Origin of the sequence: Kitasatospora sp. NPDC056181, assembly GCF_042266225.1 — a bacterium.
GTDB lineage: Bacteria > Actinomycetota > Actinomycetes > Streptomycetales > Streptomycetaceae > Kitasatospora.
Genome location: NZ_JBHJUK010000011.1, coordinates 19,636 through 38,904, shown reverse-complemented (window position 1 = coordinate 38,904; position 19,269 = coordinate 19,636). Strand labels below are relative to the sequence as shown.

General features: G+C 74.5%; 14 protein-coding genes. 3 read left to right on the top strand and 11 right to left on the bottom strand.

Features of this window, described 5'->3' with window-relative positions:
• Nucleotides 1-23 precede the first annotated feature (23 nt).
• The 6 genes from ACFC1F_RS07350 to ACFC1F_RS07325 form a co-directional block, all read right to left on the bottom strand.
• Nucleotides 24-386, bottom strand: coding sequence for a hypothetical protein (locus ACFC1F_RS07350; protein ID WP_376156318.1), 363 nt, complete (start codon nt 384-386; stop codon nt 24-26).
• The gene (locus tag ACFC1F_RS07345; protein WP_376156316.1) at nt 386-1,357 is read right to left on the bottom strand and encodes a S8 family serine peptidase; all 972 of its coding nucleotides are present in this window, start codon (nt 1,355-1,357) and stop codon (nt 386-388) included. Before ACFC1F_RS07345 ends, ACFC1F_RS07350 begins: the two co-directional genes overlap by 1 nt.
• Before the next feature lie 76 nt (nt 1,358-1,433).
• Nucleotides 1,434-1,670: a hypothetical protein gene (locus tag ACFC1F_RS07340; RefSeq protein ID WP_376156315.1), complete on the bottom strand. Its 237-nt coding sequence runs from the start codon at nt 1,668-1,670 to the stop codon at nt 1,434-1,436.
• Nucleotides 1,671-1,876: 206 nt separating this feature from the next.
• Entirely contained in the window at nt 1,877-2,125 is a 249-nt protein-coding gene (locus ACFC1F_RS07335) for a hypothetical protein (protein WP_376156313.1), read from the bottom strand.
• A 38-nt stretch (nt 2,126-2,163) separates the two neighbouring features.
• Entirely contained in the window at nt 2,164-3,192 is a 1,029-nt protein-coding gene (locus ACFC1F_RS07330; protein ID WP_376156311.1) for a hypothetical protein, read from the bottom strand.
• 96 nt (nt 3,193-3,288) lie between these two features.
• A complete protein-coding gene (locus tag ACFC1F_RS07325) occupies nt 3,289-3,531 on the bottom strand; it encodes a hypothetical protein (protein ID WP_376156310.1) in 243 nt (80 codons plus the stop codon).
• A gap of 440 nt (nt 3,532-3,971) precedes the next feature.
• Between ACFC1F_RS07325 and ACFC1F_RS07320 the strand changes: the two genes are divergently transcribed.
• Nucleotides 3,972-4,250 carry a hypothetical protein gene (locus ACFC1F_RS07320; RefSeq protein ID WP_376156308.1) on the top strand — a complete coding sequence of 93 codons (279 nt, stop codon included), beginning with the start codon at nt 3,972-3,974 and terminating at the stop codon, nt 4,248-4,250.
• 120 nt (nt 4,251-4,370) lie between these two features.
• Here ACFC1F_RS07320 and ACFC1F_RS07315 read toward each other — a convergent pair whose 3' ends face one another.
• The 5 genes from ACFC1F_RS07315 to ACFC1F_RS07295 form a co-directional block, all read right to left on the bottom strand.
• On the bottom strand, nt 4,371-5,909 hold the full coding sequence (locus ACFC1F_RS07315) for an MFS transporter (RefSeq protein WP_376156307.1): 1,539 nt from the start codon (nt 5,907-5,909) through the stop codon (nt 4,371-4,373).
• A gap of 255 nt (nt 5,910-6,164) precedes the next feature.
• Complete coding sequence (locus tag ACFC1F_RS07310) at nt 6,165-7,802, bottom strand: alkaline phosphatase D family protein (RefSeq protein ID WP_376156305.1); 1,638 nt, start codon at nt 7,800-7,802, stop codon at nt 6,165-6,167.
• Nucleotides 7,803-8,083: 281 nt separating this feature from the next.
• Entirely contained in the window at nt 8,084-8,278 is a 195-nt protein-coding gene (locus ACFC1F_RS07305) for an MbtH family NRPS accessory protein (protein ID WP_209414784.1), read from the bottom strand.
• Nucleotides 8,279-8,472: 194 nt separating this feature from the next.
• The gene (locus ACFC1F_RS07300; RefSeq protein WP_376156303.1) at nt 8,473-14,034 is read right to left on the bottom strand and encodes an amino acid adenylation domain-containing protein; all 5,562 of its coding nucleotides are present in this window, start codon (nt 14,032-14,034) and stop codon (nt 8,473-8,475) included.
• Between the two features lie 104 nt (nt 14,035-14,138).
• A complete protein-coding gene (locus ACFC1F_RS07295; protein WP_376156302.1) occupies nt 14,139-17,498 on the bottom strand; it encodes an amino acid adenylation domain-containing protein in 3,360 nt (1,119 codons plus the stop codon).
• A 258-nt stretch (nt 17,499-17,756) separates the two neighbouring features.
• Between ACFC1F_RS07295 and ACFC1F_RS07290 the strand changes: the two genes are divergently transcribed.
• Entirely contained in the window at nt 17,757-18,323 is a 567-nt protein-coding gene (locus ACFC1F_RS07290; protein ID WP_376156300.1) for a TetR/AcrR family transcriptional regulator, read from the top strand.
• Nucleotides 18,324-18,772: 449 nt separating this feature from the next.
• Nucleotides 18,773-19,216, top strand: coding sequence for an SRPBCC family protein (locus ACFC1F_RS07285; RefSeq protein ID WP_376156298.1), 444 nt, complete (start codon nt 18,773-18,775; stop codon nt 19,214-19,216).
• Nucleotides 19,217-19,269: the final 53 nt, after the last annotated feature.

Here is a 19,269-nt window from a genome sequence, read left to right as displayed (position 1 = left end):
TGCCGGGGCAGCCGGGCGGCGGATCACCTCCGATCGCCGTCCGGCCACTGGGAGATCGGGCTCAGGTCGCCCTCCACCGTGGTGACCGTCGTGCCGCCCGGCACGAACGACTCGAACTCGATCCGCGGATCGCCGATGTCGACGGTCACCACCAGCAGGTAGTGGTTCATCCGGGTCACCACGTCCTCGCCGAACAGCTCCACCTTCGACACGTTGCCGAAGGCGTGGAGCGGCCGCTCCGGCAGGGCCTTGAAGTGGGGCGACACGGCGTCCAGGAAGGCCTGCCGGGCCTCCTTCTCCTCCTCGATCTGCTCGGGGGTGGGGTTCCCGTCCCCCTTGAGCTCGATCCCGGTCCCGGGGGCGTCGATACGGAAGACTGTGATCATCAGCGGAACTCCAGTTCATCGGGGACCGTCCGCCGCGCGGGAGGTGACCCGCCGGCCCTCCGGTCCGTGAACGGACCGCTGCGGCCCCGGCGGTCCGGGGCACGCAGCAGCTCGGTGTACGCCGCCCAGGCGTCCAGCAGCGGCGGCACCACCGTCCGGCGCCGCCCGGAACCGGTGCGCAGGACGGCCGCCCGCACCTCGGCCGGCGACGCCGCGGGGAACTCGGACAGCAGCAGGGCGACCGTGCCCACCACGAACGGGACGGCGGCGCTGGTACCGGTGAGCGCGAACGGACGGTCCCCGGGGCCGAGACCCGTGACGGCCTCGCCGGGTGCGCCGATGCCGCGCCCCCCGATCGATCCCCCCAGGTTGGAGAGGTCCATCGGCCGCCCCCGCCGGTCGTAGGCGATCACCGGGATCGTCCAGGGGTGCCGGGTGAGGACGGAGGTGCCGACCGCGCCCTGGTTCCCGGCGGCCACCACCGTGATCACGCCGCGGTTGGCGGCGTGGTCCAGCGCCCACTCCAGCTCGCGGTGCGCCGTGCCGACGGGCCGGTCCGGGCCGACGCTCAGGTTCAGCACGCGGGCGCCCGCGTCGACCGTCTCCACGACGGCGGCCGCGAGGTCCTCCAGCCGCGTGGCGGGGGCGGCGCGGCCGGCGTCGCGGTCGGCCGCGAAGACGGGGCGCAGCAGGAGCGTGCAGCCCGGGCAGATGCCGGGCGGCTCCCACCCGCGCCCGGCGCCGAGCAGGCCGGCGACGAAGGTGCCGTGGAGACAGGCCGGGCCGCCGCCGCCCGCGCGGCTGCACGCGCCGCCGTGTCCGCCATCCGTCAGGATGCGCAGCCGCCGCCCGACGAGGCCCGGGTGGTCCAGGGCCACCAGGCCGTCGATCACCGCGACGACGACCTCCGGCCGGCCGGCGCCGCGTGCCATCAGCCGTGTGAGCCCGGCCTGTTCGAACGGTGTCGTCATCAGGTCGTCCCGTGTGCGTGGTCCCGCCGGCCTGCCTCGGTCCTCGGCCCCCGGCCGGGTCCGGTCGGGTACCGGATCACCGGAAGCGGCTGGTGTCGCAGGTGTCCAGACAGTCCTTCCGACACTGCCGGCACTCCCGACCACCGGGGTGGTTCCGGCACGGGACCAGGCATTCGGCCCTGCACTCCTGCGCGCAGAACGACCACTGCCCCACGATCACCAGCGGGCCCCGTGCGGAGCCGTGGCGCGACACCCGGTAGTGCCCGCCCGTGCGGTGGAGCGCCGACTCGGCGGTGAATCCCGGGATCGTCATCTCCGACACCTCCTCCTCCCGCGCCCGGCCGGCGCGGGTCAACGGTCGTAGTAGGGACATTGCTTGTTCACCGGGAACGGGAACTCCTCCGTGACGTCCGCCCGGACGAAGACGCGTCGTTCGTCCCGGGTGCGTCCTGCACCCGCGCGGGCCCGTCCGGCCGCGGCCCGGCCCATGCCGGGTCTGCCGGGTCGTGCCCTGTCCGGTCAGCCGATGGGGCCGCCGTCGCAGTCGTCCAGGCACCACTTCCGGCACCGCTTGCAGCGGGCGCCGCCGGGGTTGGGCTCGCACGCGCTGGAGCAGACCCCGCGGCACTCCAGCTCGCAGAGCGGGGTCAGGAACTCGCCCTGCCCCTCGATCACCTGCGGGCCCCGTGCGGAGCCGTGGCTCAACACCCGGTAGTGCCCGCCCGTGTGGTGGAGCACCGACTCGGCGGTGAATCCCGGGATCGTCATCTCCCGCACCTCCTTCTCCCGCGCCCGGCCGGCGCGGGTCAACGGTCGTAGTACGGACACAGCTTGTTCACCAGGAAGGGGAACTCCTCCGTGACGTCCACCCGGACGAAGAACTTCTCGGTGACGTCCGTCCGGCGGTCGGTGTAGCAGAACAGGACGTCGATGATCCTGCGGGCGCCGCTCAGCCGGGAGTCGCGGAAGCTCACCGCGGTCAGCGAGGAGTCGGCGGCGAAGGCCTCCACGGTCTTCTCGTAGATGCGCGGGTAGCGGACCGCGAGGTAGTTCAGCGCGCGGTGCTCGTCGGTGTCGCCCGCGTTGTCCCCCAGCTGCATCACCCGGTGCAGCAACTCCCTGGAGGACGTCACGAACAGGTCGTCGGCCATTCCCGCGGGCCGGTCTATCGCCGCCACCAGCTCCTCGGTGTCGAAGGAGTAGATCTGGTCGAAGGAGACGACCGGGAGCGTCAGGCCGTTGCAGAGGTCGGGCGGGGCGAGCGGCCCCCGGTGGCCGATGACGACGTCGAGGTCGGAGCCCTTGGGTTCCGGCCGGACGGCCGCGACCAGGCGGTCGAACTCCACCGGGTCCCGCGGTCGCAGGAGGTAGGTCTCGATCCCCTGCACGCTCAGGACGTAGCACAACTGGCGTGCGAGGTAACGGTTGTCGGGGTGTGAGACGACCGCGTGCACGGCCTGCCGGTCGGTCAGCTCGGCGCTGTCGGAGCGGTACACGGCCTGGGCGACCTCCTTCTCGACCGCCAGGCTCGGGAACCGGTAGTCGACCTGGCCGAGCACGTAGACGTAGCCGCCGCCGTGACCGCGGCCGCCCCGCCCTGAGTCGTCCCCGGCCGCCTCCGCGGTCGTGTCCCCGCTCCCGCACCCGTGGCCGCAGCCGTAGTCCGGCATCGCGGCGGCGGTCACGGTGGCATGGTCCGGCATCGCCGGGGCGCTCGCCGCGGCGGCGGTCACGGTGGCATGGTCCGGCGGGTCGAGGACCGGCCCGAGGCGGTCGGGGCCGTCCGCCGGCCGGTCCTCCACCAGGTCGGGGTGTTCCTGGTACTCCTGCTCCATCGGTGACTCCTCACGTCATGCCTCGGGTCACGCGTCCTGCCTCACGTCACGGCGTCCGGACCGTCGCGGAGTCCGCGTCACGGTCCGTCACCGCGCTCACGGTTGGTGAGCGCGGCCCCGCGACAGGACCACCCGGCGGTTGAGTGCGGCCGCGCGCCGCTCACAACCACCGCAGGGCCTCCTGATGCCCACCGTGCTCGTCACACGCCTGACCGCGTCCCCGAGGCCGATCTCCTCGTCGGTGACGAACCCGGGGACGAACCCGGGGACGCGCACCCTGCGCGGACGGCGGGCCCCGCCGCCGGGGGCGGGGGCGTCCTGCCACTCACCGTCGGTCATCGGTCATCTCCCTCACCGTCACCGCCCGTGCGCAGCGCTACGGCAGCGGGCGGCGGCCCGCCCGGGTGCCGCGGGAACGGGGGCGTGAAGACATGTCGGGTCGTGCACGTGTCGGGTCGTGAAATGTCAGGTCGTGAAATGTCGGGTCGTGAAACATGCCGGGCCGTTCGACGCGAGGTTTCCGTTCACTCGCGTGGGGGGGAGCCGGGGAGACCCTGGCTTCGGTCGCCCGCGGTCATCCACTACTTCCAGGCTGCTCCTGCCCGGCCCGACGTGCACCTCGGCGGGAGCGGGGCCGACCCCGGGGGCGGCACGGCCCGACGGCGTAGCCTGGACGCAGCGGGCCGCTCGCCCGGTGCCCCCGGGGTCGGCCCGCGAGGGAGCGCCGGCCGACCGGCGGCCGGAGGTCTCCGTCCGGACCACGTGACGGGAGCATCATCATGGCCATCCCCGGATTCCACGCCGAGGCGTCCGTCCGGCCGGGCCCCGGCCGGTACGCGACGACCCGGCCGGCGGCGGGCCCGCACGGCGGCGCCACCGGAGAACGGATCGTCCCCATGTTCACCGAGGAGGAGCGGCAACAGCGGATCAGGTGCAGCCAGCGCCTCGACTCCTGCGATCAGGACTGCCAGCCCCAGCTCGACATGGGCGACAGGTTCCAGTGGCAGCGGTGCCACGACGAGTGCAACCAGCAGTACGACGAGTGCATGCAGACCTGAGTTCCGGCTTCGAACCGGACGCGGTGCCCGCGGACACGCGAAAGCGGCCGGTCTCGGGGAGACCGGCCGCCCTGGTCACGCTGCCGGCGCCGCGGGGGCCCGGCGTGTTGGCCGTGCGGCTCAGGCGCCGGTCTTGGCCACCTGCTCCTCCTGGCCGGCGGCCGGGGCCGACTCCGCGGTGACCCGCGTGCCGGGGTGGAGCAGCGCGCACAGGAACGCGACGCCGAGCGCGGCCGCCATGCCGTACAGCACCGGGCCGTTGGCCTCGGCGAAGGCGTGGCGGACGGCGTCGATCATCTCGGCGGAGGCGCCGGACGCGCCGCCCTGGCCGCCGCCGCCCTCGCCGTGGCCGGTGATGCTCTTGGTGATCTCCTCCGCGGTGCCGTGCGCGACCTCGGCCGGGACGCCGTGCGCCAGCAGGGTGTCCTGGATGTTCGCGGTGGTGCTGTGCAGCAGGACGGTGCCCAGCACGGCCATGCCGAGGCTGGCCGAGTAGTTGCGCACGGTCTGCGTGATGCCGGTGACCTCGCCGTACGAGGCGCCGATCGCGCGGTTGACGGCGTCCGTCGACGCGGGCGTGAGCAGCAGGCCGATGCCGAGGCCGGCCAGCGCGATGTACGGCCACTGGGCGCCCAGCGACAGCTCGGTGATCTTGCCGGCCCAGAGCGCGAAGCCCACGGCGCCGACCGCGGTGCCCACCATCATCGGCGGCCGGGCACCGACGCGGTCGAGCAGCCGGCCGCCGAGCTGCGAGCCGGGGGCGAAACCGGCGAAGAACACCAGCAGGTAGAGGCCCGCGTCGTTGGCCGACTGGTTGAGCGCCACCTGCGAGTAGACCGAGGCGAAGAAGAACACCGGGACGAACGCGATCATCGCGAAGAACAGCACCGCGTTGTCGGCCGCGAAGGCACGGTCGGCGAAGACCCGGAGCTTGATCAGCGGGTCCTGGCTGCGCAGCTCGAACAGGACGAACAGGACCATCACGGCGAGGCCGCCGGCGATGCAGAGCCAGGTGGCCGGGCTGTCCCAGCCCCAGGTCGCGGCCTGCTGGAGGCCGAGCACGCTCAGGGCCATGCCGACCGCCACCAGCGCGGCGCCCACCCAGTCGATCGGCTCACGGCGCGGGGTGTTGCGGATCTTCGCCATCAGCGTCAGGACGATCGCGATGACGGCCATCGGCACGTTGACCCAGAAGATCGCCCGCCAGGTCCAGCTGGTCAGCCAGCCGCCGAGGATCGGGCCGACCGCGGTGAGACCGCCGGCCACACCGAAGAAGAGCGCCAGCGCGCGGCCGCGCCGCTGCACCGGGAAGACCTCCACCACCACGGCGAGCGCGGCCGGGAACATCAGCGCCGCGCCGACGCCCTGGAGCGCGCGGAAGACGATCAGCCAGGTCTGCGCCGCGCCGCCGGTCGGCACCGCGCCGCACAGGGCCGAGGCGGCCACGAAGGTCAGTGTGCCGACCAGCGCCATCCGCTTGTGGCCGAGCACGTCCGCCAGCCGCCCGCCGAGGGCGAAGAACGCCGCCAGCGCCAGCAGGTACGAGTTGACCACCCACTGCATGCCGACCGAGGAGAGGCCGAGCTCGTGGATGATGTCGGGCGCCGCGATGGAGACGATGGTCTGGTCGATGAAGGTCATCGAGACCGCGAAGAGCATGCCTGCCAGCGTCAGTGACTGACTGGCGGCCACAGGTGTCGAGGTGGCCGGAGCGTTCTCGGACCGCACGGGTTCCCGTCCCTTTCGTTCGATGGGTATGGCGGCAGGGCTCCGCCGCCGGTTCACCCCGTCCGGCCCCGCCCGTACCGCGAACTGACACGGCGTCTCGCCGGTCAGCGGACACTATGTCACCCGGATGGCCGCCCCGCACGCCGGAGGGACGGCCGAATCGACACCGGTGTAGTTTACGGGCCGTCAGACCTCCCGGAGTCCCGGGTTCCCGGCCTCGGTCACGAAGGACGCGGCGGTGGCCAACGTCCCTCCCGGGGTGGTGATGTGGGACACCGTCCGGAAGTCGGCGCGGGCGTGCTCCGGGGTGAGGGTGACCGTCGTGTAGCCGCGCAGTCCGTTGTAGAACTTCATGTGCGGGTTGGCCGACGTCAGCGTCGACCAGTTGGCGGGCTTCGCGGCGCCGTCGCCGTCGCTGCTGATCGAGGTGCCGACGAACTCGACGCCCACCGTCCGGGACGCCGGGTCGTCGAAGTCCCGCTTGACGTCCAGCGCGTAGGCCACGTGGACGTCCCCGGTGAGGATCACCAGGTTCTCCACGCCGAGCCGCTCGACCCCGGCCAGGATCCGCTCGCGGGCGGCCGGGTAGCCGTCCCAGGCGTCCATCGAGAGCTTGGACCGCTCGGCGGTGGTGTTCTTCCGTCGGCTGAAGACGACCTGCTGCGGCAGCACGTTCCAGACCGCCCTGGACCTGCGCAGGCCGTCCAGCAGCCAGCGCTCCTGGGTGGCGCCGGTCAGCGTGCGCGACGGGTCCTCGGACTCCGGCGTGGGGTACTGCCAGCCGTCGCCGTTGGCCTGGTCGGAGCGGTACTGCCGGGTGTCCAGGATGTCGAACTGCGCCAGCCGGCCGTACTGGAACCGGCGGTAGAGCCTGAGGTCGGTGCCCTCGGGCCTCGGCATCCGCAGCGGCATGTTCTCCCAGTACGCGCGGTAGGCGGCGGCGCGGCGGGCGACGAACGCCTCGGGCGACTGGCCCTTCTCGGGGATGCCGGCCGCGTAGTTGTTCTCGACCTCGTGGTCGTCCCAGGTGACGTACCAGGGGAAGGCCGCGTGCGCGGCCTGGAGGTCGGGGTCGGACTTGTACAGGGAGTACCGCAGCCGGTAGTCCTCCAGCGTGGCCGTCTCGTGGTCGTAGAGCGCGGGCAGCGTGCGGTCGGTGTACCTGCGGTCGCCGCCGGCGGCGTCGACGGCGTACTCGTAGATGTAGTCGCCGACGTGGAAGACGGCGTCGAGGTCCTCGCCGGCGAGGTGGCGGTAGGCGGTGAAGTAACCGTCCTCGTAGGCCTGGCAGGAGACCAGCCCGAGGCGGACCTGCTCGGTCCGGCGGCCGTTGGCGGGCGTGGTGCGGGTGCGGCCGACCGGGCTGGTCCAGTCGCCGACGCGGAACCGGTACCAGTGGACGCGGTCGGCGTCGAGGCCGTCGACCTCCACGTGCACGCTGTAGTCGAACTCGGCGTACGCACGGGCCGTGCCGCGGCGGACCGTCCGGCGGAACCGCTCGTCCCGGGCCACCTCCCACTCGACCCGCACCGCGCCGGCCGGCGGCAGCCCGCCGCCCGGCTCCAGCGGGCGGGGGGCGAGCCTGGTCCAGAGCACCACCGCGTCCGGGAGCGGGTCGCCGGAGGCGACGCCGAGGGTGAACGGGTTCTCCTTCAGCGAGCGGGGAGCCAGTTCGGCGTCGGCCGCGTGCGCGGCGGGCAGGTTGGTGGTGAAGGCCAGCGCGGCGGCGGCCGAGGTGGCGGTGAGGAAGCGGCGGCGCCCGAGGCGTGCCGCGGCTTCCCGGAGCTGCTGGTCGACCGGGGGCCGGCCGTCTGTACTGGCCATGGTTCCACTGCCTTCCCGATGCCGGACCACCCGGGGCCGGGCAGCCCGGTGCTGGACTGTGTGCGAAGGAATTCGAGTGGACGGCGCGGTACACCGGGGGTCGGCCCGTCGGCGATTGAGTGAGCATCAGGTGATCAATGGGTTCGAACCGGGCGTTTGCCGCAACCGGCCGCCGCGGCGGCCGCGGTGAACCGCGCAGGAGCGGGGCGCCCGGTCCGGCCGGACACCGGGAACGGCCGGACGCCCGGGCACCGGCGAGCGGGGGCCCGGGCGTCCGGCGGTCAGCAGCTCAGGCGGCGGCGCAGGCTGAGCGGGCGGATGTCCGGCCACACCTGGTCGACGTGGGCGGTGCACTCCTCCTCGCCGCCGCTGAAGCCCTCGGCCCGCCAGCCGGCCGGCACCGGGGCACCGGCCGGCCAGAGTGCGTGCTGCTCCTCGTCGTTGACGACGACCTGGTACTGGGCTTCGGTGCTCACGGGGTACTCCTTGCCGGAGGGGGTGGGAGCCCGGCGGCCGGGGGCGGCCGCCGGGCGTCGGGGGGCGGGGTCGGGGGCGGGGTCACGGGCGGGGTCGGGGGGCGGGGTCGGGGGCGGACGTTGGACGCAGAAGGCCGGACCTGACGTCCGGCGTCCGGGCGTCCGGGCGTCCGGGCGTCCGGGCGGTCGGCGGATCAGCCGGAGAGCGCCTCGGAACGGTCGGCCTGCGCGGCCCTGCGGGCGGCCGCCAGGCGGGCGCGCTCCCGCAGGCCGACCAGGTCGTCCGGCTCCGCGTCGGGCACGTCCCGGTCGAACCGGGCCAGGGCGGGCAGGCGCAGGCCGACCGCCACCAGAGCCAGCATCACCAGGCCGAACAGCAGGTACATCAACGCGATGCCGCGCCCCGGCCCGGTGCCGATCAGCGGGCCGAAGACCCCGGCGAGCGCACCGCCGTCGTCCATCAGCGGGCCGAACACCGCCGAGCCGAGCGGGGCGATCACGCCGTGCCCGAGCGGCAGGGTGGACCAGGCGACGAGCGTGTTGAGCGCGAACACCCGGCCGTGGAACCGCTGCGGCACCTTGACCTGGACGATCGTCGAGTAGACGCCGTTGACCAGCGTCAGCGCGAAGGACATCCCGAACGCCCCGGCGGCGATCACCCAGAGCCCGGCGTGCAGGCCGGTGAAGGCGCAGGCCAGCGAGAGCAGCGCGGCGAGCCCGAGCATGCCCCGCAGCCGGTGCCGGCGCGGCCCGCCCCAGAAGCCCATCGCGATTCCGCCGAGCAGTGCCCCCGCCCCGCCCGCGACGGCCACCCGGGCGGCGCCGTCGAGGTCGGAGAAGGCCAGCACCATCGGGGTGACCAGCAGGAACAGCGGCGCCAGGAAGACGTTCAGGCCGGCGAACCAGAGCAGCATCGAACGGAAGCCCCGGTTGCGCCAGGAGTAGCCGAAGCCGTGCCGGATCTCCTCGGTGAGCGACTCGCGCCTGGTCCAGGGCAGCGTCCTCGGGAACCTCACCACGAGCAGCACGCCGACCGCCAGCGCGTAGCTCACCACGTCGATGACCAGGATGCCGCGCAGGCCGATCGCCGCCATCAGCGCGACCGCCACCAGCGGGACGACGAACTGTGCGGCACCGAAGGCGAGTTGGACGATGCCGTTGGCGTGACCGAGGTACTGCTTGGGCACGATCTGGGGCACCGCGGAGGCGTAGGCGAGCCGTTGGAAGGTGAGCGCCACCGAGAGCACGCCGAGCAGCACGTAGACCTCCCAGGAGTGCAGCTGCCCGGCGACCAGCAGGGCCAGCATCCCGGCCTGGGTGGCTCCCGCCGCGACGTCGCCGGCCAGCATCACCTTCCGGCGGTCCAGCCGGTCCACCAGCGCGCCGGCCAGCGGGCCGACGAGGATGCCGGGCAGCATGGCGATCACCGCGTAGAGCGCGTACCGGGCCATCGAGCCGGTCTCCAGCAGGATCCAGACCGGCAGGGCGAACTCGGTGAGCGCCGAGCCGGTGATCGAGACCAGCTGGCCGGCGGCGACGGCCAGGAAGCGGCGCATGCTGGGCTGCGGGCCGTCGTCGGCCGCGGTCGCCGGCGCAGGCTCCGGGCCATCCGTGACGGGGGCCGGCGGCCCGGTCTCGCCGTGGAACCACCAGGAGGAGTCCGGGCCCGGCGCGGGCAGCCGGTCGGTCGTGCCGTCCAGGACGGCCCGGTGCACGGTGGTGACCGCCTCGGCCACCTCGTCGGCGCGGTACTTGACGAAGAAGTGCCCGCCCTGGTCGAGCACCGCGACGGCCGACCGCTCGGCGAGCAGCAGCCACTCGCGGTAGCGCTCCTGGTAGAAGTCGGCGGCCGGGTCGCGGTCGCCGACCAGCGAGATCATCGGCGCCCTCAGCCGCGGCGCGCCCGCGTCCACCTCGGCGATGGCCCGGGTGAAGTACTCCTCGGCGGCCTGGGAGTCGCGGCGCATGTTGCCGACGATGAACCGGACCTGGTCCTGGTCGAGTTCGGAGGTGTCGACGCCCATGCCGGTGAGCCAGTTGACGTAGACCCGGTCGCCGAGCAGCGGCTCCAGCGAGGCCAGTCGGCTCAGCGTGGTGAGCACCCTGCTCCGCGGCTTGGCGAAGGGGAACTGCGCGCCGGCGTAGACGGCTTCGAGCTCGCGCCCGGAGGCCTCCAGCAGCCGGGCGGTGGCGACGGCGAGCGCCGTGCCGACCCCGCAGTGGCCGTAGACCACCACCGGGCCCTCGACCCGCTCGCGAACCTCCTGGGCCAGCTGCTCGGCCAGTTCGTCGAAGGGCAGGTGCTCCTCGGTGACGCCGACGTCGTGGCCGGGGATGGCCACCGCCCACAGCTCGGTGCCGGCCGGCAGCAGGTCGGCGACCGGCTGGTAGACCACCGCGCTGCCGCCGCCGTACGGGACGCAGACCAGGGTGAGCCGGCGGCGGTCGGCGGGCACCGGCCGGGTGAGGCGGTGCAGCAGCCTGCGCGGGCCGCGGTCCTGCTCGGAGAGGTCCGCCAGGGCGGCGAGGTCACGCACCGTCCGGCAGGTGAAGAGGTCCATCACGGAGATCGGGCGGGCCCCGGCCTCGGTGAGCCGCTTGCGGGCCTTGGCGACCACCTGGGTGGCGAGCAGCGAGTGGCCGCCGAGGTCGAAGAAGTCCTCGTCCGTGCCGACCTCGGGCAGGCCCAGCACCTCGGCCCAGATCGCGGCGAGCACCCGCTCGGCCCCGGTCACGGGCTTCTGCACCCCTCCCCCGGCCCGGCGCAGCTTCGGGGCGGGCAGGGCGCGGCGGTCCAGCTTGCCGTTGGGGGTGAGCGGCAGGGCCGCCAGCACGGGGAAGGCGGTGGGCACCTGGTGGTCGGGCAGCGAGAGCTTGAGCATCGAGCGCAGGGCGGCCGGGTCGGGCTCCTCGGCCCCCGGCTCCAGGACGACGTAGCCGACCAGGCGCTTGTCGCCGGGGTTGTCCTCGCGGACGATCACGGCGGCGTCGGCGATGCCGGGCTGGGCGCGGAGCAGGGCCTCGGTCTCGCCGGGCTCGATCCGCAGGCCGCGGATCTTCACCTGCTGGTCGATCCGGCCGAGGTGTTCGAGGGTGCCGTCGGGGCGGCGGCGGGCGAGGTCGCCGGTGCGGTAGAGGCGGGAGCCGGGCGGGCCGTAGGGGTCGGGGACGAAGCGGGCGGCGGTGAGACCCGGGCGGCGGTGGTAGCCGAGGGCCACGGCGGTGCCGCCGATGTGGAGTTCGCCGGGGGCGCCGGGCGGGACGGGCCGCAGCGCCCCGTCGAGCACGTAGAGGCGGGTGTTGTCGATCGGCAGGCCGATCGGGACGGTCTCCAGCGGGCCTTCGCACTCCCAGGAGGAGACGTCGACGGCGGCCTCGGTCGGCCCGTACAGGTTGGCGAGCGCGCAGTCCGGCAGCCGGGCGGTGAACTCCCGTGCGGTGTCCGGCGGGAGGGCCTCGCCGCTGCAGACCACGCGGCGCAGCGCGGTGCACTTCCCCACCTCGTCCTCGGCGAGGAACACGGTGAGCATGGCGGGCACGAAGTGGGCGACGGTGACGCCGGCGCGGGCGATCAGGTCGCGCAGGTAGCCGGCGTCCTTCTGGCCGCCGGGCTTGGCGAGGACGATCCGGGCGCCGGTGGCCAGCGGCCAGAAGAACTCCCAGACGGACACGTCGAATCCGGCCGGGGTCTTCTGCAGGACGGCGTCGCCGGGGCCGATCCGGTAGGCGTCCTGCATCCAGCGGAGCCGGTTGGCGATGCCGCGGTGGGTGTTGGGCACGCCCTTGGGGCGGCCGGTGGAGCCGGAGGTGTAGATCAGGTAGGCGGTGTCGTCGGGCGCCGGACCGGCCGGGCGGCTCTTCGCCCTGGGCCACTCGGCGGGGTCGTCGAGCAGCAGCACGCGGGCGGTGCAGCCCTTGGGGGTGGGGAGTCCGCGCTGGGTGAGCAGGACGGGCGCGGCGCTGTCCGCGAGCAGGAAGGCCAGGCGTTCGGCGGGGTACTCGGGCTCCAGCGGGGTGTAGCCGGCGCCGGTGCGCAGCACGCCGAGCAGGCCGGCGACGAGTTCGGGCGAGCGTTCGGCACTGACCGCGACCAGGCTCCCCGGGCCGATCCCCTCGGCGGCCAGGCGGGCGGCGATCCGGTCGGCCGCCGCGTCGAGTTGACGGTACGTCAGTGCGGGCCGGTCCTCGAAGGCGACGGCGACCGCGTCCGGAGTGCGGGCGATCTGCTCGGCGATCATCGCGGGCAGCGTGGTGTCCGGGCGGTCGACCGTCGTCCGGTTGAACTCCTCCAGCTCGAAGGCGCGTTCGTCATCGGCCAGCTCGTCGAGGGTGGAGACCGGCGCGTCCGGCCGGGCGGCGACGGCGGCCAGCAGCCGGCCGAGGTGGCCGCCGAACCGGGCGATGTCGTCCTCGGTGAAGAGGTCGGTGTTGTAGTTGAAGGCGCCGGCCAGGCCGTCGGGCCACTCCTGGAGGAACAGCTCCAGGTCGAACCGGGTGCCGCTGGCGCGGACGCCGAACGGCTCGACGTCCAGCGGGAGTTCGCCGATCCCGCCGCGGGTGGTGGCGTAGTTCTGCACGGCCAGGACGGCCTGGAACACCGGCGGACGGCTGACGTCGCGGGGCACCTTCAGCTCGGTGACCAGCTGGGCGAAGGGCAGCTCCTGGTGGGCGTAGGCCTCCAGGCAGGTCTCCCGGGTGCGCCGCAGCAGCTCGCTGAAGGACGGGTCGCCGCCGAGCCGGGCGGGCAGCGCCAGCACGTTGACGAACATGCCGACGAGCGGTTCGAGTTCGGGCTCGGGACGGCCGGCGATGGGCGAGCCGACGGCGAAGTCCGTCTGGCCGCTGTAGCGGGCCAGCAGGGCCTGGAAGGCGGCGAGCAGCACCATGTAGACGGTGGCGTCGTGGCGCCTGCCGAGGGCGGTCAGCTCGTCCAGCAGGGCCCGGTCGACGCGGAAGCCGTGGCCGGCGCCGTCGAAGGTCTGGCGGGGCGGGCGGGGGCGGGAGAAGGCCAGTTCGAGCGGCTCGACGCCGGCCAGCTCACCGGCCCAGTGGGCGACCTCGGCGGCGAGCCGGTCCCCGCTCAGGCGCTCCCGCTGCCAGATCGCGAAGTCCCCGTACTGGACGGTGAGTTCCGGCAGCGGGTCGGGTCTGCCGGCCGCGTAGGCGGCGTAACCGCGGAGTACCTCGCCGACCAGCACCTCGCTGGACCACCCGTCGCTCACGCTGTGGTGGACCACCAGCAGCAGGAGGTGGTCGTCCTCGGCGAGCCGGACGAGCAGGGCACGCAGGAGCGGCCCGGTCTCCAGGTCGAACGGCACGGCGGCCGCGGCGTCGACCAGCCGGCCGGCCTCCTCCTCGTCCGCCGCCTCGGCGGTGACCAGGTCGAACGGCGCGGGCTCGGCGATCTCCAGCACCGGGCGGCCGTCCTCGGTGGCCGGGTAGCGCGAGCGCAGCGTCTCGTGACGGGCGACCGAGGCGTCCAGCGCGCGGCGCAGCGCGCCGGTGTCCAGCGGGCCGCGCAGCCGGCGGGTGACCGGGATGTTGTAGGCGGAGGTGCCGGGCGCGAACTGCTCCATGAACCAGAGGCGTTCCTGGGCGAAGGAGAGTGGCACGGTGGCGTCGGCGGCCCGCCGCGGGACGGCCTGGCGCGGTGCGGTGCGCGCCTTGAGGCGGCGGCTGAGCAGCTCCCGCTTCGCGGCGGAGAGCTTCGCCGGGGCCGGCGCGTCCGCTCCCGCGACGGCGGTACCCGCGCCCACTGGTGTGTCCGTGCCCACTGGCCTGCCCGTGCCCACTGGCGTGCCCGTGCTCACTGGTGTGTCCGGGCTCGCTGGTTTGTCGGCACTCACTGGTGTGTCGGTGCTCATGACGGGGTGGTCCCTTCCGGGGAGTCCTGCGCGGCGAGCAGTTCCTCTGCGGCGTCCTCGGACAGCTCGGCGAGTTCGGCGACCAGGGCGGCTTCGACGGCGTCGGCGAAGGCGGCCACGGTCCGGTGGGTGAACAGGGTGCGCAGCGGCACGGCCAGGTCGACGGTCGAGCGGATGCGGGCGACGACGCGGGTGGCCAGCAGGGAGTGGCCGCCGAGGTCGAAGAAGTCGTCGAGGGCGCCGACCTGCTCCACGCCGAGCACCTCCTGCCACACCTCGGCGACCAGCTCCTCGGCCTCGGTGCGCGGGGCGAGGTAGGCGGCGCGCAGTTCGGGCCGGCTCTCGGGGGCGGGCAGGGCGCGGCGGTCGAGCTTGCCGTTCGGGGTGAGCGGCAGCGCGTCCAGGACGAGCAGGGCGTTCGGCACCAGGTGGGGCGGGAGGGTGGCGGCGAGCCCGGTGCGCAGCGCGTCCGGCACGGGGGCGGCGCCCCCGGCGGCGGGCACCACGTAGCCGACCAGGGCGTCGCCGCGGACGGTCACCACGGCCTGGCCGACGCCGGGCAGGGCGAGCAGGGCGCTCTCGGTCTCGCCGGGCTCGATGCGGAAGCCGCGGACCTTGACCTGGCTGTCGAGCCGGCCGAGGAACTCCAGGGCGCCGTCGGCGCGGCGGCGGACGAGGTCGCCGGTCCGGTAGCGGCGGGCGCCGGGCGGGCCGTCCGGGTCGGGGACGAAGGCGCGGGCGGTGGCGCCGGGGCGGCCCAGGTAGCCGTGGGTGACGCCGTCGCCGCCGATGACCAGCTCACCGGGGGTGCCGGGCGGGACGGGGTTGCCGTGCCGGTCGAGGACGGCCGTCGTGGTGGCGCCGATCGGCCGGCCGATCGGCGGGCGGGCGGTGGCGTCGGCGGGGCCGAGCTCGGCGGTGGTGGCGATGACGGTGGTCTCGGTGGGCCCGTAGGAGTTGACCACCCGGACGGTGTCGCCGAACCGGGCCCGCCAGGCGGCGACGGATTCCGGCCGCACCTGGTCGGCGCCGAGGATCAGCAGCCGCAGGCCGGCCGGCCAGGGCGTGGCATCGAGGTCGGCGACCAGCTGGTGCCAGTACGGGGTGGGGAGGTCGAGGACGGTGAGCCCGGCGGCGGAGGGCTCGGCGAGCTGTTCGGGCAGGGCGGCACCCGGCTCGGCGACGACGAGGGTGGCGCCGGCGGCGAGCGCCGGGAACACCTCCTCGGCGCAGGTGTCGAAGGAGAGCGAGGCGAACTGGAGCACGCGGTCGGCGGCGGTGATCCCGTAGCCCTCGCGCATCCAGGCGACCCGGGCGGCCAGCGCGCGGTGCGGCACCAGGACGCCCTTGGGGGTGCCGGTGGAGCCGGAGGTGTAGACGAGGTAGGCCGGGTCGTCCCCGGCGACGGCGGGACCCGCCGACAGGGGCGCCCGCTCGGCGGAGGCGGCCGCCGCAAGCGGTCCACCGGCGACGGAGGCGACCGCGGCGAGCGGTTCACCGGCGACGGAGGCGACCGCAGCGAACGGCTCACCGGCAACGGAGGCGACCGCAGCGAACGGCTCACCCGTACCGGAGACGACCGCGGCGAGCACCGGGACCTCCGTCGGGAGGCCGTCGACCGGCCGTCCGTCGGCGGTGACCAGGACCTTCGCCCCGCTGTCGGCCAGCATGAGGGCGAGCCGCGCGGCCGGGTACTCCGGGTCCAGCGGCAGGTAGGCGGCGCCGGCCCGCCAGGCGGCCAGCATGGTGACCACCGCACGGGGCCCGCGCGGCAGGCAGAACGCGACGACGTCCCCGCGGCGCACCCCGGCCGCGGCCAGCCGCGCGGCCAACCCGGCCGACTCCCGCGCCAGTCGGGCGCGCGACAGCTGCTCGCCGCGGCTCTCCAGCGCGGGCGCGTCCGGGGCCTCGGCGGCGGCGCGGTCGATCGCGGCGAGCACCGTCTCCGGGTGGGGGGCCGGGGCGGGGCCGGCGGTGGCGGCGGCCTCGGCGCGCTCCGCGGCGTCCAGCAGGGCCAGTCGGTGGACGGGCGTGTCCGGCCGCGCCAGGGCGTCGCGCAGCAGGGTCTCGAACCAGCGGCCGAGCCGGGTGATCCAGGCCTCGTCGAGCAGTTCGGTCTGGTACCCGAAGATCGCCAGCAGGTCGTCGCCGTCCCACCGGACGTCCAGGGCGAGTTCGAACTTGGCCGCCGTGTAGCCGCCGTCGAGTTCGGTGCAGCGCAGGTCGGCGAAGGCGTGCTCGTCCAGCGCGCCGCCGCTCTGGGTGTGGACGGTCAGCAGGGTCTGGAAGACCGGCGTGCGGCCGGGGTCGCGCTCGACCCGGAGCTCCTCGGTGAGCTGCTCGAACGGCACCTGGCTGTGGCCGAGCGCGCCGAGCCAGTCCTTGCGGGTACGGCGCAGCAGGTCGGCGAAGGTCGGTGCACCGGCGAGGTCCGCGCGCAGCACCAGGGCGCTGGAGAAGTAGCCGACCGTCTGCTCGGCCTCGACCGTGGTGCGGGCGGCGGTGGGCACGCCGATGCAGAAGTCGTCCTGCCCGGTGCAGCGTTGCAGCACGGCCTGGTAGGCGGCGGCCAGCACCATGAACGGCGTCATGCGGCGGGCGCGGGCGAAGGCGTCGAGTTCGGGGCCGAGGCCGCGGAGGGTACGGGTGTGGAAGGCGCCGGCGCTGCCCGGGTGGGCGGGCCGGGGCCGTTCCAGCGGCAGTTCGAGGGCGGGGGCGTCGGCGAGGCGGTCGCACCAGTAGGCGAGCGCCGCGGGCGCCTCCGGTCCGGCCAGCCACGCGCGTTCGGCGGCGGCGTGGGCGAGGTAGGAGGGCGGCGGCGGCAGGTCGAGCGGCCGGCCGGCGCGGTGTGCGGCGTAGCGGTCGGCGAGTTCGGTGCGCAGCAGGCCGAGTGACCAGCCGTCGGCCGCGATGTGGTGCACGGCCAGGCAGAGCACGTGTTCCTGCGCGCCGGTGCGGAACAGGGCGGCGCGCAGCAGCGGGCCGGCGGCGAGGTCGAAGCCGCGGTTGGTGCGCTCGGCGAGGGCCGCGGGGAGCCGGTGGGGCTCGCCCCTCAGGTCGACCACCTCCAACGGGAGCGGTGCCGGGGGGTCGACCACGGACGCCGGGCGGCCGTCCTCGTTCGGGAACCGGGTGCGCAGCGCCTCGTGCCGGGCCACCACCCCGTCGAGGGCGGCGCGCAGGGCGGCCGGGTCCAGCTCGCCGGTGAGCCGCAGGGCGAGCGGGATGTTGTAGGAGGCGTCCCCCGGGTCCAACTGGTCCAGGAACCAGAGGCGTTCCTGTCCGACGGTCAGGACGGCCGACGCCGGGGCGACCTGCTCGGGCCCGTGGGGTGCCGCATGGACGGACGTGCTCATCGTGCTCCTCATGACGCGCCGGCGGTCGACAGACGGCAGGGCTCGGACGTGGCTCGGCCGCATGCCCTGTCGGTGGGAGGGAGCTGCGCGCTCGGCGAGGCGGCGGGCCCCCGTATGGCCGCCGCAGTGCGGATCATGCTAGGAGCGGGGTCGGCGAGCGTCAATGGTCTGGACCAGCTATCCGCCGGGCGATTGCGGGACCACCGCCGGAACTGACGGAGGGTTGACTCGGCAGGGTGTGAGTGATTGAGTACTCACATGAAGAACGAACGCCCCCGCCAGTTGTCAACGGCCGAGGAGCGCCGTGAGACGGTGCTCCGCACCGCGATCGGAGCCTTCGCCTCGCGGGGGTACTTCGGCACCACGACCACCGAGGTCGGCAAGGCCGCCGGCATCTCCCAGGCCTACGTCTACCGCCTCTTCCCCAACAAGGAGGCACTGTTCGTCGCCGTCGTCGAGCACTGCTTCACCCGGGTCCGGGCCAGCCTGGAGGAGGGCGCGGCGCAGACCGAGAGCAGCGCACCGGAGGCCGTCCTGCACGCCATGGGGGACGCGTACGCCAAGCTGATCAGCGACAACGACCTGATGCTCGTCCAGCTGCACGCCCAGGCGGCGGCGGTCTCCGAGCCGGCGATCCGGGACGCCGTCCGGGCGGGCTACGCCCGGCTGGTCGAGTACACCCGGGGCGCCTCCGGGGGCGACGAGCGGCAGATCCAGGAGTTCTTCGCCACCGGCATGCTCTGCCACCTGCTGGTGTCGATGGGCGCCGAAGAGGTCGACGCACCCTGGACGCGCACCCTGACGGCCGGGATCACGCACTACTGAGACACCGCTCCACCGCAGCACCCGGCCACTGGGCGCCGGACACCGGTCACCGACCGGCGGGCCCCGGGCCCGCACCCGACGCCACACCCCGCCGCGGCGGGGCGGCGGCCCGCACTCCCCCGGGGCCGCCGCCTCGCCCATCCTTTGGCCACAAGAGTGAGTGGTCAACCACACATAGGAGCTCCCGTGGTCGCCCCCGGCACGGAAACCGGTACGAACGGCGCTTTACGGCCCGTAGCCGCACTCGCCGCCGCCCTCGCGCCGGCCCCGCACCGAAGCGCACTGATCCGCGCCGGACCGCGCCGGACCGCGCTGATCCGCACTGAACCGCACTGAACCGCACGGCCGCAGCCCAGGCCCCTGGCCCGGCCCCCGCGCACCACCACGTCCGTCCTGCCAGTTCCACTCCACACGTTCCATTCCGCAGACCCACTCCGGGAGAGACCGCCATGACCGTCCACACCATCGACGAGAGCGCGCCCGTCATCGTCCGCCTGACCACCACGATCCACGCACCGCTCGCCGTCGTCTGGTCCCTGCACACCGACATCGACTCCTGGGCCACCTGGCTCCCGGACGTCGACCGGGCCCGCCTGGACGGCCCGCTCGCCCCCGGCGCCGCGTTCCACTGGCAGACCCACGGCCTGGACATCGCCTCCACCCTGCTGGAGCTCGTCCCCGGCCGGCGGATCGTCTGGGGCGGCCCGGCCAACGGCATCGAGGGAGTCCACGTCTGGACCTTCGCGGAGACGGACGGTGCGGTGACCGTCCACACCGAGGAGTCCTGGTCCGGCGCGCCGGTCGACGCGCACCCGGCCGAGCTGGAGGCCGCGCTGCGGGCGTCCCTGGAGAGCTGGCTCGACCGGCTCAAGGCCGAGGCCGAGCGCTGCTGAACAACCGTCGGGCCCGGCCGCCGGCCCGGGCCCACCGGCCCCGCCCCACCCCG

Excerpts from the sequence above, each read along its gene's own strand:
- ACFC1F_RS07310 (WP_376156305.1), bottom strand. The coding sequence starts at position 7,802 with ATGGCCAGTACAGACGGCCGGCCCCCGGTCGACCAGCAGCTCCGGGAA.
- ACFC1F_RS07325 (WP_376156310.1), bottom strand. The coding sequence starts at position 3,531 with ATGACCGACGGTGAGTGGCAGGACGCCCCCGCCCCCGGCGGCGGGGCC.
- ACFC1F_RS07290 (WP_376156300.1), top strand. The coding sequence starts at position 17,757 with ATGAAGAACGAACGCCCCCGCCAGTTGTCAACGGCCGAGGAGCGCCGT.
- ACFC1F_RS07330 (WP_376156311.1), bottom strand. The coding sequence starts at position 3,192 with ATGGAGCAGGAGTACCAGGAACACCCCGACCTGGTGGAGGACCGGCCG.
- ACFC1F_RS07295 (WP_376156302.1), bottom strand. The coding sequence starts at position 17,498 with ATGAGCACGTCCGTCCATGCGGCACCCCACGGGCCCGAGCAGGTCGCC.
- ACFC1F_RS07350 (WP_376156318.1), bottom strand. The coding sequence starts at position 386 with ATGATCACAGTCTTCCGTATCGACGCCCCCGGGACCGGGATCGAGCTC.
- ACFC1F_RS07285 (WP_376156298.1), top strand. The coding sequence starts at position 18,773 with ATGACCGTCCACACCATCGACGAGAGCGCGCCCGTCATCGTCCGCCTG.
- ACFC1F_RS07320 (WP_376156308.1), top strand. The coding sequence starts at position 3,972 with ATGGCCATCCCCGGATTCCACGCCGAGGCGTCCGTCCGGCCGGGCCCC.
- ACFC1F_RS07345 (WP_376156316.1), bottom strand. The coding sequence starts at position 1,357 with ATGACGACACCGTTCGAACAGGCCGGGCTCACACGGCTGATGGCACGC.
- ACFC1F_RS07340 (WP_376156315.1), bottom strand. The coding sequence starts at position 1,670 with ATGACGATCCCGGGATTCACCGCCGAGTCGGCGCTCCACCGCACGGGC.
- ACFC1F_RS07335 (WP_376156313.1), bottom strand. The coding sequence starts at position 2,125 with ATGACGATCCCGGGATTCACCGCCGAGTCGGTGCTCCACCACACGGGC.
- ACFC1F_RS07315 (WP_376156307.1), bottom strand. The coding sequence starts at position 5,909 with ATGCTCTTCGCGGTCTCGATGACCTTCATCGACCAGACCATCGTCTCC.